This is a genomic window from Pseudomonas sp. GW456-12-10-14-LB2 (genome assembly GCF_002884345.1).
Classification (GTDB): domain Bacteria; phylum Pseudomonadota; class Gammaproteobacteria; order Pseudomonadales; family Pseudomonadaceae; genus Aquipseudomonas; species Aquipseudomonas paraglycinae.
In genome coordinates this window covers 108,388-121,820 of sequence record NZ_POHV01000007.1, presented here as the reverse complement: position 1 = coordinate 121,820, position 13,433 = coordinate 108,388, and the positions used below count along the sequence as shown (strand labels likewise).

The window sequence follows — 13,433 nt, the reverse complement described above, 5'->3', positions numbered from 1 at the left end:
CAGTGACATCACCCACGAGCCAGAACCTTGCGCAGCGCTTCGAGGAAGCGGCTGTTTTCCGCCGGCAGACCGATGGTCACCCGCAGATGGTTCGGCATGCCGTAGTTGGCGACCGGACGCACGATCACGCCTTCGCGCAGCAGGCCCTGGAACACCGGAGCCGCCACCTGACCAAGGTCGACGCAGATAAAGTTGCCCTTGGACGGAATCCAGCTCAGGCCCAGCTCGCGGAAACCCGCTTCCAGCTGTTGCATGCCGGATTCATTGAGCTGACGGCTCTGCGCCAGATACTCCTCGTCCTTCAGCGCCGCACACGCCGCGGCCAAAGCCAGGCTGTTGACGTTGAATGGCTGACGTACGCGATTCAGCACGTCTGCCACCACGGGTGTGGACAAGCCGTAACCAACGCGCAGCGCCGCCAGACCGTAGGCCTTGGAGAACGTACGCGAGACCAGCAGGTTCGGATAAGCCGCGAGGAAATCCAGACCGTCCGGCAGATCACTGCCTTCGGCGTATTCGATGTAGGCCTCGTCCAGCACCACCAGCACATGCTCCGGCACGTCCTGCAGGAACTCGTCCAGCGCTTCGGCGCCGAACCAGGTGCCGGTCGGGTTGTTCGGGTTAGCAATGAACACGACGCGGGTGTTGGCGTCGATGGCCGCCAGCATGGCCGGCAGGTCATGCCCCCAATCCTTGGCCGGAACGACCTTCGCCTGAGCGCCGACCGCCTGGGTCGCGATCGGGTAGACCGCGAACGCGTGCTCGCTGAACACCGCATTCAGGCCCGGCGCCAGATAGGCGCGCGCCACCAGTTCGAGAATGTCGTTGGAGCCGTTGCCCAGGGTCACCTGGTTCAGCTCGACACGGCATTGCTCGGCCAGCAGGGATTTCAGGGCAAAACCGTTGCCGTCCGGATAACGGGTCAGCTCGTCCAGCGCTTCGCGGATCGCGGCCAGCGCTTTCGGGCTGGCGCCCAACGGGTTTTCGTTGCTCGCCAGCTTGACGATGCTTGCCGGATCCAGATCCAGCTCGCGCGCCAGTTCGTCCACGGGCTTGCCCGGTACGTAGGGCGAAAGTTGTTGCACGCCCGGCTGTGCCAGAGCGAGGAAGTTGCCACTCATTGCTACCACCCCTTAAAGAACTGCTTTCGGGTAGGAACCCAGCACCTTGAGTGCTACTGCTTCCTGACTGATCTTTTCCAGTACACCTTTGATCAGCGGATCACGGTGATGACCGACGAAGTCGATGAAGAACACGTAGGTCCATTTGCCGCTGCGCGACGGACGGGTTTCGATCCGGGTCAGGTCGATCCCGTTGTCATGGAACGGCACCAGCAGCTCATGGAGCGCGCCAGGCTTGTTGCTCATGGACACGATGATCGAAGTCTTGTCGTCGCCGGTCGGTGGCACTTCCTGGTTACCGATCATCAGGAAGCGCGTGGAGTTGTCCGGGCGATCTTCGATCTTCTCGGCCAGACGGGTCAGGCCATACAGCCCGGCCGCCATGTCGCCGGCGATCGCCGCCGAGTTCCACTCACCCTTGACCCGCTTGGCCGCTTCGGCGTTGCTGGACACCGCCACGCGCTCGACATTCGGGTAATGGGCGTCCAGCCATTTGCGGCACTGGGCCAGCGACTGAGCGTGGGAATAGATGCGGCTGATGCTGTCGGTCTTGGTGTTTTCACCGACCAACAGGTGGTGGTGAATGCGCAACTCGACTTCGCCGCAGATCACCATGTCATGTTCGAGGAAGCTGTCGAGGGTGTGGTTGACCGCGCCCTCGGTGGAGTTCTCCACCGGCACCACGCCAAAGTTCACCGCACCGGCCGCCACTTCACGGAACACTTCGTCGATCGCCGCCATCGGCTTGCTGATCACCGCGTGACCGAAGTGTTTCATGGCCGCCGCCTGGGTGAAGGTGCCTTCCGGACCGAGATATGCAACTTTCAGCGGGTTCTCGAGGGCCAGGCACGAAGACATGATTTCGCGGAACAAGCGCGCCATCTCTTCGTTGCCCAACGGCCCCTTGTTGCGTTCCATCACACGCTTGAGAACCTGCGCCTCACGCTCGGGACGATAGAACACTGGCTGCTCGCCTTCGGCCAGACTGGCCATCTTGACCCGGGCAACTTCTTCGGCGCAGCGCGCGCGATCGCTGATCAGCTGGAGGATCTTCTCGTCCAGGTTATCGATGCGAACGCGCAGCGCCTTGAGCTCCTGCTCGGACATCAGGAATGCTCCTTCTCGAATTCAGCCATGTAGCCAACCAGCGCTTCCACGGCGTCCAGACCCAGAGCGTTGTAGATCGAGGCACGCATGCCGCCAACCGAGCGATGGCCCTTGAGGTTGAGCAGGCCACGGGCGTCGGCGCCAGCCAGGAACGCCTTGTCCAGGCGCTCGTCAGCCAGACGGAACGGCACGTTCATCCACGAGCGGGCGTTGACGCTGATCGGGTTGGTATAGAAGTCACTGTTGTCGATGAAGCCGTACAGGCGATCTTTCTTCGCCTTATTGCGCTGCTCCATCGCGGCGACGCCACCCTGCTCCTTCAGCCACTCGAAGACGAGGCCCGAGAGGTACCAGGAATAGGTCGCCGGGGTGTTGTACATCGAGCCGTTATCGGCCGAGACCTTGTAGTCGAGCATGGTCGGGCACGAACTGCGGGCGCGGCCCAGCAGGTCTTCACGGACAATCACTACCACCAGACCGCTCGGGCCGATGTTCTTCTGCGCGCCGGCGTAGATCAGGCCGTACTGCGACACATCGATCGGACGCGAGAGGATATCGGAGGACATGTCGACCACCAGCGGAACGTCACCAGCCTCGGGAACCCAGTCGAACTGCAGGCCGCCGATGGTTTCGTTGGACGCATAGTGCAGATAGGCCGCACCCGGAGTCAGCTTCCACTCGTTCTGGCCAGGGATGGCCAGATAGTCATAAGGCTTGGCGCTGGCGGCAACATTGACGTTGCCGAAGCGACGCGCTTCCTCGATGGCTTTCTTCGACCAGATGCCGGTTTCGACATAGTCGGCAGTGCCGTTCTCGGGCAGCAGGTTCAGCGGAATCTCGGCGAACTGTTGGCTCGCACCGCCCTGCAGGAACAGCACTTTGTAATTGGAGGGGATGGACAGCAGGTCGCGCAGGTCTTGTTCGGCCTTCTCGGCGATGGCCACGTAGTCATCGCTGCGATGGCTCATTTCCATGACCGACAGACCCTTGCCGTGCCAGTCGAGCATCTCGGACTGGGCACGCAACAGGACAGCTTCAGGCAGCGCAGCGGGACCTGCGCAGAAGTTATAGGCTCGTTTGCTCACATCCACTCTCGCTATGCAATCACGGTAGCGGACAGAGCAAACACTCTGCCCTGCTACGATTTGGTTAGTCTTGCGACTCTTCTTCGTCTGCGGCGTCCGCCTGCAGGTTGTCGACCGCATCGTCCGGTTCGGCGCCGATCACGCCCTCTTCCAGTTCGACACCTTCTTCACCTTCAAGCTCTTCACCCTCGACTTCCGACGGCTCCTGGACCCGCTCCAGACCGACCAGGGTTTCATCCTTGGCCAGCTTGATCAGGGTCACGCCCTGGGTGTTACGACCCAGGCTGGAAACTTCGTCGACACGGGTACGCACCAGCGTGCCCTGGTCGGAAATCAGCATGATCTCCTCGCCATCAAGCACCTGAACCGCACCGACCAGACGGCCGTTACGCTCGTTGCTGACCATGGCGATCACGCCCTGGCCGCCACGTTTGTACTCAGGGAACTCGGTGATCGCGGTGCGTTTGCCGTAGCCACGCTCGGAAGCGGTGAGGATCTGGCTGCCTTCTTCCGGGATCAGCATCGAAATCAGCTTCTGCCCTTCCGGCAGACGCATGCCGCGCACACCGCGGGCGGTACGGCCCATGGCACGCACGTCGGATTCCTTGAAGCGGGTGACCTTGCCGCCGTCGGAGAACAGCATTACTTCACGCTCGCCATCGGTGATGGCCGCGGAGATCAGCACGTCACCTTCGTCCAGTTCCAGCGCGATCAGACCGACGCTGCGCTGACGGCTGAAGGATTCCAGCGGGGTCTTCTTCACGGTGCCGTTGGCGGTGGCCATGAAGATGTAGTGACCTTCGGTGTATTCCTCGACCGGCAGCATGGTGGTGATGTATTCACCGTCATCCAGCGGCAGCAGGTTGACCAACGGACGACCACGGGCGGCGCGGGACGCTTCAGGGATTTCGTAGGTTTTCAGCCAGTACACCTTGCCCTTGCTGGAGAACAGCAGCAGGGTGGTGTGGCTGTTGGCGACCAGCAGGTGAGCGATGTAGTCCTCATCCTTCACGCCAGTAGCCGATTTGCCTTTACCGCCACGACGCTGGGCCTGGTACGCAGCCAGCGGCTGGGTCTTGGCATAGCCACCGTGGGAGATGGTCACGACGCGCTCTTCTTCCGGGATCATGTCGCCCAGGGTCAGGTCGAGACGGGCATCGAGAATTTCGGTGCGGCGCACGTCGCCGTATTCGGCACGGATCACTTCCAGTTCTTCGCGGATCACTTCCATCAGGCGCACGGCGCTGTTGAGGATGCGGATCAGCTCGCCGATCTGGTTGAGGATCTCTTGATACTCGGCCAGCAGCTTTTCGTGCTCCAGACCGGTCAGACGGTGCAGACGCAGCTCCAGAATGGCTTGCGCCTGTTCCGGCGACAGGAAGTACTTGCCGTCGCGCAGCCCGTATTGCGGATCGAGGTTTTCCGGACGGCACGAATCGGCACCGGCACGTTCCACCATCGCCACCACAGCCGAGGATTCCCACGGCGTGCTGACCAGCGCTTCCTTGGCTTCCGACGGCGTCGGCGAAGCCTTGATCAGGGCGATCACCGGGTCGATGTTCGACAGGGCAACGGCCTGACCTTCGAGGATGTGACCGCGCTCGCGCGCCTTGCGCAGTTCGAACACGGTACGGCGGGTAACCACTTCGCGACGGTGACGGACGAAGGCTTCCAGCAGGTCCTTGAGGTTCAGGATCCGCGGACGGCCGTCGATCAGCGCAACGATGTTGATGCCGAATACCGATTGCAGCTGGGTCTGGGCGTAGAGGTTGTTGAGGATCACCTCAGGCACTTCGCCGCGACGCAGTTCGATCACGACGCGCATACCGTCCTTGTCGGACTCGTCGCGCAGTTCGGTGATGCCTTCGAGTTTCTTCTCTTTTACCAGCTCGGCGATCTTCTCGATCAGGCGTGCCTTGTTCAGCTGGTAAGGGAGTTCGGTGATGACGATCTGCTGACGGCCACCGACCTTGTCGATGTCTTCGATGATCGAACGGGCGCGCATGTAAATGCGGCCACGGCCGGTGCGGTAGGCTTCGATGATGCCGGCGCGACCGTTGATGATCGCGGCAGTCGGGAAGTCCGGACCGGGAATGTATTGCATCAGCTCATCGACGGTCAGCTCGGGGTTGTCGATGAGGGCCAGGCAACCGTCGATGACTTCACCGAGGTTGTGCGGCGGAATGTTGGTCGCCATGCCCACGGCGATACCACTGGAGCCGTTGACCAGCAGGTTCGGAACGCGGGTCGGCATGACCGCCGGGATCAGCTCGGTGCCGTCGTAGTTCGGCACCCAGTCCACGGTTTCCTTGTGCAGGTCGGCCAGCAGCTCGTGCGCCAGCTTGGTCATGCGCACTTCGGTGTATCGCATGGCCGCGGCGTTGTCGCCGTCCACCGAACCGAAGTTGCCCTGGCCGTCGACCAGCAGGTAACGCAGGGAGAAAGGCTGCGCCATGCGGACGATGGTGTCGTACACCGCGGTATCACCGTGCGGGTGATACTTACCGATCACGTCACCGACGACACGGGCAGATTTCTTGTACGGCTTGTTGAAGTCGTTGCCCAGCTCGCTCATCGCGAACAGCACGCGACGGTGCACGGGCTTCAAGCCATCGCGCGCATCCGGCAGTGCACGGCCGACGATCACGCTCATCGCGTAGTCGAGATAGGACTGTTTCAGCTCGTCTTCGATATTGACCGGGAGGATTTCTTTGGCCAGTTCGCCCATGAGAAGCCTGATTCCTTTTTCTGGTGAAACTTCGCCATATCCATAGGGGACGCACGAAGCTCGTCGATGCAGGCCGAGTGCCATGCGCCGACTTACGACAAATCGACAAGTTGACCCTGGATTTGCGCAGTGAAGACAACCCCGTGGGACTGCCTCGGAAAACGCCGGATGTTATCACAAGAGCCGCCACGCACCTATCCCCCAGATGCGCATGGAGCATAGTTAGATGACCGATGACAGGCTTAACGGGGACGAGAGAAGCTCAGAGCTTCCCTGAATGCAAATTTCGGGACGAAATTGCGGATGTTTATTGACTTTCAAGACCTCATCGCTGGCAAGTCGAGTCGTCGCACCGCAGCTCCCACAAGTTCGGCGGCGTGCACAAAACCTGTGGGAGCTGGCTTGCCAGCGATGGCGTCCGAACAGACGCCAGAGTCAATCAATGCAGGCGCTTGCGGCACATCAACTGCGCCATCTTCGCAGTGTCCGGGCGCTCGACGATGCCTTTTTCGGTGACGATCGCATCGATCAGATCCGCCGGGGTCACGTCAAACACCGGGTTGAACGCTTCGACGTCAGCCCCGACACGTTTGCCGCCAACCTCCAGCAACTCGGCGCCGTCGCGCTCCTCGATCGGGATGTCGTCACCGCTGGCCAGATTCATGTCGATGGTCGAACTCGGCGCCACCACCATGAAACGCACGCCGTGGTGCATGGCGTTGACCGCCAGTTGATAGGTGCCGATCTTGTTCGCCACGTCGCCGTTGGCGGTGATCCGATCGGCGCCGACGATCACCCAGGTCACGCCTTTGGTCTTCATGATGTGCGCAGCGGCGGAGTCGGCGTTCAGGGTCACCGGAATGCCTTCGTTGGCCAGCTCCCACGCGGTCAGCCGCGAGCCTTGCAGCCACGGCCGGGTTTCGTCGGCGTAGACACGCTCGACCATGCCCTCGATGAACGCCGCGCGAATCACCCCGAGCGCCGTCCCGAAACCGCCGGTGGCCAGGGCGCCGGTGTTGCAGTGAGTGAGAATTGCCTGAGCATTGCCCTGATGCTTGCGGATCAGGTCGACGCCGAGCTGGGCCATGGTCAGGTTGGCTTCACGATCGCTTTCATGAATCGCAATGGCTTCGGCTTCCAGCGCCGCCAGCGGATCGGCGTTTTCCTTCAAGCGGTCCAGCCGGTCGTGCATGCGGTTCAACGCCCAGAACAGGTTGACCGCTGTCGGACGGGAATCGGCCAGCAACATGAAATCCTCTTCCAGCGCCGCATACCAGTCGCCACCTTCGGCAATCCGGGCACGGGCCGCCAGCACGATGCCGTAGGCGGCACTGATGCCGATAGCCGGCGCACCGCGCACCACCATCGAACGAATTGCCTCGGCCACGCCGGCGGCGCTGGTGTAGGCGATCCAGTTTTCCTCGAACGGCAAAACGCGCTGATCCAGCAGGTGGAGCGCGCCATCACGCCAATCGATGGCCTTTACTTTCTCCGCAGCCAACAGTCGATCGCGCATCCCTCACCCCGCACTCATGAACAAAAGCCGCCGATTATAGCGATCCCCCCGCGAAGACGCTCGGGTATACTTCGCCATCCTTTACAAAAGCACTGGAACCGACCCTCGATGCCGAAACCTGCCATTGCGCTCGACTTATTATTGCTGCCGACCTGGCTGGTACCCGTCGAACCTGCAGGCGTTGTGCTCAAGGAGCATGGCCTGGGCATCCGCGACGGTCGCATCGTGTTTATCGGCCCGCGTGCCGAAGCGCTGAAGTGTAACGCCGCCGAAGTCCGCGAACTGCCGGACGTTTTGCTCAGCCCCGGCCTGATCAACGCCCACGGCCACGCCGCGATGACGCTGTTCCGTGGGCTGGCCGACGATCTGCCGCTGATGACCTGGCTGGAAAACCACATCTGGCCGGCCGAAGGCAAATGGGTCGATGAAGATTTTGTGCGTGACGGCACCGACCTGGCCATCGCCGAGCAGATAAAAGGTGGCATCACCTGTTTCTCGGACATGTACTTCTTCCCGAAGGTTGCCAGCGAGCGCGTGCACAACAGCGGAATCCGCGCGCAGATCGCGATTCCGATCCTCGACTTCCCGATTCCGGGTGCCGCCAGCGCCGATGAAGCCATTCGTCAGGGCGTCGAACTGTTCGGCGACCTGAAGCATCACGAGCGCATCAAGATCACCTTCGGCCCTCATGCACCCTACACCGTGGGCGACGAGAACCTGGAAAAAATCCGCGTGATCGCCGAAGAGCTGGACGCCTCGATACACATGCACGTCCACGAAACCGCGTTCGAAGTGCAGCAAGCGGTCGAACAGCGCGGCGAACGCCCGCTGGCCCGCCTTGGCCGACTGGGCTTGCTCGGCCCGCGCTTCCAGGCCGTGCACATGACCCAGATCAGCGATGACGACCTGGCGTTGCTGGTAGAAAGCAACACCAGCGTGATCCACTGCCCGGAGTCGAACCTGAAACTGGCCAGCGGCTTCTGCCCGGTGGAGCGCCTGTGGCAGGCCGGAGTCAACGTGGCGGTCGGCACCGATGGCGCCGCGAGCAACAATGACCTGGACCTGCTGGGTGAAACCCGCACTGCCGCTCTGTTGGCCAAAGCCGTCGCCGGCTCGGCCACCGCGCTGGACGCCCACCGGGCGCTGCGCATGGCCACGCTGAACGGCGCGCGAGCCTTGGGGATCGAAGCCGAGACCGGCTCGCTGGAGCTCGGCAAGGCGGCCGACATCGTCGCCTTCGACCTGTCCGGCCTGGCGCAACAACCGGTCTATGACCCGGTCTCGCAGCTTATATACGCCACCGGTCGCGACTGCGTGAAACACCTGTGGGTTGCCGGCAAGCAGTTGCTCGACGACCGGCGCCTGACCCGACTGGACGAACAACAGCTCGGCGAAACCGCCCGGGCCTGGGGCCGACGCATCAGCGGCCACACCGAATCGTAAACACCCCGGGGCAAACTCCGGGGCTACAGCCCTTTTCAAGTTTTAGAGGATTGAAATCATGAGCAACGTCGACCACGCCGAAATCGCCAAATTCGAAGCCCTGGCCCATCGTTGGTGGGACCGCGAGAGCGAGTTCAAACCGCTGCACGACATCAACCCGCTGCGGGTCAACTGGATTGACGAACGCGTCAATCTGGCCGGCAAGAAGGTCCTCGACGTCGGTTGCGGCGGCGGCATCCTCAGCGAAGCCATGGCCCAGCGCGGCGCGACCGTGACCGGCATCGACATGGGCGAAGCGCCACTGGCGGTCGCGCAACTGCATCAGCTGGAATCCGGCGTGAACGTCGAATACCGGCAGATCACCGCCGAAGCCCTGGCCGAAGAAATGCCCGAGCAGTTCGACGTCGTCACCTGCCTGGAAATGCTCGAGCACGTTCCGGACCCGTCCTCGGTGATCCGCGCCTGCTTCCGCATGGTCAAGCCCGGCGGCCAGGTGTTCTTCTCCACCATCAACCGCAACCCGAAGGCGTACCTGTTCGCCATCGTCGGCGCCGAATACATCATGAAGCTGCTGCCGCGCGGCACCCACGACTTCAAGAAATTCATCCGCCCGTCCGAGCTGGGCGCCTGGAGCCGCATGGCCGGCCTGACCGTCAAGGACATCATCGGCCTGACCTACAACCCGCTGACCAAGCACTACAAGCTGGCGGCGGACGTTGACGTCAACTACATGATCCAGACCCTGCGCGAGGAGTAAGCCGATGGCCATCAGAGCAGTCCTTTTCGACATGGACGGCACTCTGCTCGACACCGCGCCGGACTTCATCGCCATCTGCCAGGCGATGCGCGCGGATCGTGGCTTGCCGCCGATGAACGACAAACACATCCGCGATGAAATCTCCGGCGGCGCCAAGGCCATGGTCGCGGTGACGTTCTCGATGGATCCGGAGTCGCCGGGCTTCGAGGAGTTGCGTCTGGAGTTCCTCGAGCGTTACCTCGTCGGTTGCGCCGTACACAGCAAGCTGTTCGACGGCATGGGCGAATTGCTGGCCGACATCGAGAAAGCCCATCTGGTCTGGGGCGTGGTCACCAACAAGCCGCTGCGCTTCGCCGAGCCGATCATGCAGCAACTAGGGCTGGCCGAGCGCTCGGCCCTGCTGATCTGCCCGGATCACGTGAAGAACAGCAAGCCGGATCCCGAGATGCTGACCCTGGCCTGCAAGATGCTTGATCTGGATCCGTCGACCGTTCTGTTTATCGGCGATGATCTGCGCGATATCGAATCCGGCCGTGACGCCGGCACCAAAACCGCTGCCGTGACCTATGGCTACATCCACCCCGACGACAACCCTCGGCACTGGGGCGCGGACGTGGTGGTGGATCATCCGCTGGAGTTGCGCAAGGTGCTCGACAACGCGCTCTGCAGTTGCTGAGTGGTGCGGCAAAGCGACCATCGCTGAATTCCCGCGCATGACGCGGGAACGATCAGAAGTTAATGGATTAGAGGTTTCTTATGTTTGATTACTCCGCTCGCCCCGAATTGCTCAAGGATCGGGTCATTCTGGTCACCGGTGCCGGTCGTGGCATCGGCGCGGCTGCCGCCAAGGCCTACGCCGCCCACGGTGCAACCGTGCTGCTATTGGGCAAGACCGAAGCCAACCTGACCCAGGTCTACGACGAGATCGAAGCAGCCGGGCATCCGCAGCCGGCCGTGATCCCGTTCAACCTCGAAACCGCCCTGCCCCATCAATACGATGAGCTGGCGGCGATGATCGAGACCGAGTTCGGCCACCTCGACGGCCTGCTGCATAACGCCTCGATCATCGGCCCGCGCACGCCGATCGAGCAGTTGTCCGGTGAAAACTTCATGCGCGTCATGCAGGTCAACGTCAACGCGATGTTCATGCTGACCAGCACGCTGCTGCCGCTGCTCAAACTGTCGCAGGACGCCTCGGTGGTCTTCACCTCCAGCAGCGTCGGGCGCAAGGGCCGTGCTTACTGGGGCGCCTATGGCGTGTCGAAGTTCGCCACCGAAGGCCTGATGCAAACCCTGGCCGACGAAGTCGAAAACGTCGCCCCGGTACGCTCCAACAGCATCAACCCGGGCGCCACTCGCACCAGCATGCGCGCTCAGGCTTACCCGGGAGAAAACCCGCTGAACAACCCGACTCCAGAAGAGATCATGCCGGTCTATCTGTACCTGATGGGCCCGGACAGCACCGGTATCAATGGCCAGGCCTTCAACGCCCAGTAATGCCATACGTCGCATTTGTTGCCGTGGCGGAATACCGTCGCGGCATGCAATTGCCGCTTTGAACGCGGCAGCTTCAGTCAAATAACCACCACCCCTTCTTCCGCAAAAATCTCAAGCCATTGATCCACAACGGTTTTAATAAAATATGAACCGTATGGCACGACTTTCGCTCTACATTTCCTCAAAGCACGCCGAGTGAAGGCAGTCGGGCAAGGCCTGATTCGATAGCTGACTAATCGTCATCGGGCAGACTAAACTTACGCCAAATGTCCTACGGGACTGATGGATCAGTATGACGCGCAGCCCATAGCCGCTCTCACCCAGCCTGTAAGACAGACTTACTGCTTAGGGGCTCACGCCATATGAAATCACCCTCCCAGACCACTGCAATTGACTTCGACAATGCCAAATTGCAACGCCTGGGCTTTGGTCAGCAGCCACCTCTTCTGGCGCGACCTGCCAGCCTGGCACAATTGCGCCAGCAAATGAGCCTGCAACTGCAAACCAGCCTTGAGCCTCAACGCATCCTCGGTCTGTTTTTCCGCGAGGTTCAGCGCCTGGTGCCGCTGGACGCCTTGACCTACGTGCACAATGGCAGTGACCTGCGACTGGAGTTCGGTGCCCGCGGTCACCACTCGGCCAGCTACAGCCTCAGCCACGAAGGCGAGCACATGGGTGAGCTGGTGTTCCGCCGCAACCAGCGCTTCAGCGAACAGGAACTGGGCAATCTCGAATCGTTGCTGTCTGCGCTGCTGTATCCGATGCGCAATGCCCTGCTGTACCGCGCCGCCACGCAAAGCGCCCTGCGTGATCCGCTGACCGGTGCCGGCAACCGCATTGCCATGGAGCAGACGCTGCACCGCGAAATCGAGATGTCCCGCCGGCACCTGCAACCGCTGTCGTTGCTGATGCTGGACATCGACCACTTCAAGCAGGTCAACGACCTCCATGGTCACAGCGCCGGCGACGACGTGCTCAAAGCCGTGGCCGCATCGATCAAGGGCCAGTTGCGCAACGTCGACATGGTGTTCCGTTATGGCGGGGAAGAGTTTCTGATCCTGTTGTCCAACACCGGTCGCGACGCGGCCGCCATGGTCGGTGAGCGCCTGCGTCAGGCAGCCCAGGCCCAGGATTACTACGCCAATAACCAATTGATCGAACTGACCGTGAGCCTCGGCTGCTCGACTCTGTTGCCGGGCGAATCCGCCGACAGCCTGCTGCGCCGCGCCGACAGCGCGCTGTATGTCGCCAAGCGCGAGGGCCGCAATCGCCTGACCATGGCGGGCTGATTATTCGCCGCCAACAAAAAACGGGAGCCAAGGCTCCCGTTTTTTTATGGATGTCGCCGAAATCAGCTCTCGACCAGCGCCCGACGTTCACGCCCGACTAACACCCGCTCCGACAGTTCGAGCTGCATGCAGCGCTCGAGGAACAGGTACATGTAGTCGTAGCTCTTGCAGATGGCCTGTCGCAGCTCAGCCTGCAGGGCTTTGCTCGGATTCAACCCGGCCAGGGTGCAGATGATCTCCAGCGCTTCCCACGGGTGGGCATCATCGTACTGGGCGTGCATCTTCAGCCATTTCATGGCCCGCTTTCGATCTTCCTCAGGGAAGGCCGCGGCGTAGACACCCGTCGAACAGACCAGCGCCGACCACTCCCCGGTCGCGCCTTCGATGGCGTAGTTGGTGGCCGCGATGGCCACGATCAGTGAATCCGCCGAACTGGTGTGCCAGCACCAGTGGCTCAGGGCGTGCAATTCCGGTGGCACTTGCTGCGCCTGCAGGTCTTCCAGGCTCACCCCATGGGCCCGGCTCCAGTGCAGCCAGTAATCGGCGTGGTTGAGTTCGACGCGAATGTTGCGCATCAACCAGCGCCGCGCCATGTCTTCACCCGGATGACGGGCGAATTTGGTCTTGGTGAGGTTCTGCGCCATGTACAACGCGAATTGCTCAACGACGGGCCAGCCCCCGATCAGGTACTGGCGCATGGTTTTGGCGCTGAGCTTGTTATCACGCATGCGCAGATAAAGTTCATGTTCGACAACCCGGCGTTTGCTCTCGCTGCAATCCTGGATCAACTGTTGCGCCCAGGCGGGATAACTTGCAGCTTCCATGAGTGGTCCGGTTCGGTTGAATGTGTCGATCACTGTTCGGCTCCTTTTGATTTGTGATTGTACGGA

The 13,433-nt window shown here is 61.6% G+C and carries 11 protein-coding genes; 5 read left to right on the top strand and 6 right to left on the bottom strand.

What is annotated here, in order from left to right; genetic code table 11:
- Positions 1–8 precede the first annotated feature (8 nt).
- The 5 genes from hisC to mtnA form a co-directional block, all read right to left on the bottom strand.
- On the bottom strand, positions 9–1,121 hold the full coding sequence (gene hisC, locus C1X29_RS06670; RefSeq protein WP_007950914.1) for a histidinol-phosphate transaminase: 1,113 nt from the start codon (positions 1,119–1,121) through the stop codon (positions 9–11).
- 12 nt (positions 1,122–1,133) lie between these two features.
- A complete protein-coding gene (gene pheA / locus C1X29_RS06665; RefSeq protein ID WP_007950913.1) occupies positions 1,134–2,228 on the bottom strand; it encodes a prephenate dehydratase in 1,095 nt (364 codons plus the stop codon).
- Positions 2,228–3,313, bottom strand: a complete 1,086-nt coding sequence (serC, locus tag C1X29_RS06660) for a 3-phosphoserine/phosphohydroxythreonine transaminase (protein ID WP_085745010.1) — start codon at positions 3,311–3,313, stop codon at positions 2,228–2,230. The genes pheA and serC overlap by 1 nt, the downstream gene beginning before the upstream one ends.
- A gap of 64 nt (positions 3,314–3,377) precedes the next feature.
- Complete coding sequence (gene gyrA / locus C1X29_RS06655) at positions 3,378–6,041, bottom strand: DNA gyrase subunit A (RefSeq protein WP_085745011.1); 2,664 nt, start codon at positions 6,039–6,041, stop codon at positions 3,378–3,380.
- Positions 6,042–6,480: 439 nt separating this feature from the next.
- Positions 6,481–7,557 (bottom strand): S-methyl-5-thioribose-1-phosphate isomerase, encoded by a 1,077-nt coding sequence (gene mtnA / locus C1X29_RS06650; RefSeq protein ID WP_011335374.1) that lies wholly within the window; start codon positions 7,555–7,557, stop codon positions 6,481–6,483.
- Between the two features lie 108 nt (positions 7,558–7,665).
- On the opposite strand from mtnA, the gene C1X29_RS06645 reads away from it, so the two are divergent.
- The 5 genes from C1X29_RS06645 (at position 7,666) to C1X29_RS06625 (ending at position 12,543) form a co-directional block, all read left to right on the top strand.
- Positions 7,666–9,000, top strand: a complete 1,335-nt coding sequence (locus C1X29_RS06645) for a TRZ/ATZ family hydrolase (protein ID WP_007950908.1) — start codon at positions 7,666–7,668, stop codon at positions 8,998–9,000.
- A gap of 58 nt (positions 9,001–9,058) precedes the next feature.
- Complete coding sequence (ubiG, locus tag C1X29_RS06640; RefSeq protein WP_007950906.1) at positions 9,059–9,757, top strand: bifunctional 2-polyprenyl-6-hydroxyphenol methylase/3-demethylubiquinol 3-O-methyltransferase UbiG; 699 nt, start codon at positions 9,059–9,061, stop codon at positions 9,755–9,757.
- A 4-nt stretch (positions 9,758–9,761) separates the two neighbouring features.
- Positions 9,762–10,433 carry an N-acetylmuramic acid 6-phosphate phosphatase MupP gene (gene mupP, locus C1X29_RS06635; protein WP_085745014.1) on the top strand — a complete coding sequence of 224 codons (672 nt, stop codon included), beginning with the start codon at positions 9,762–9,764 and terminating at the stop codon, positions 10,431–10,433.
- An 80-nt stretch (positions 10,434–10,513) separates the two neighbouring features.
- Positions 10,514–11,254 carry a YciK family oxidoreductase gene (locus tag C1X29_RS06630; RefSeq protein ID WP_085745015.1) on the top strand — a complete coding sequence of 247 codons (741 nt, stop codon included), beginning with the start codon at positions 10,514–10,516 and terminating at the stop codon, positions 11,252–11,254.
- A gap of 362 nt (positions 11,255–11,616) precedes the next feature.
- Positions 11,617–12,543, top strand: a complete 927-nt coding sequence (locus C1X29_RS06625) for a GGDEF domain-containing protein (RefSeq protein ID WP_102717096.1) — start codon at positions 11,617–11,619, stop codon at positions 12,541–12,543.
- A gap of 62 nt (positions 12,544–12,605) precedes the next feature.
- Here the strand turns inward: C1X29_RS06625 and C1X29_RS06620 are convergent, their stop codons facing one another.
- Entirely contained in the window at positions 12,606–13,400 is a 795-nt protein-coding gene (locus C1X29_RS06620; RefSeq protein ID WP_007950902.1) for a TenA family transcriptional regulator, read from the bottom strand.
- Between the last annotated feature and the right edge of the window lie 33 nt (positions 13,401–13,433).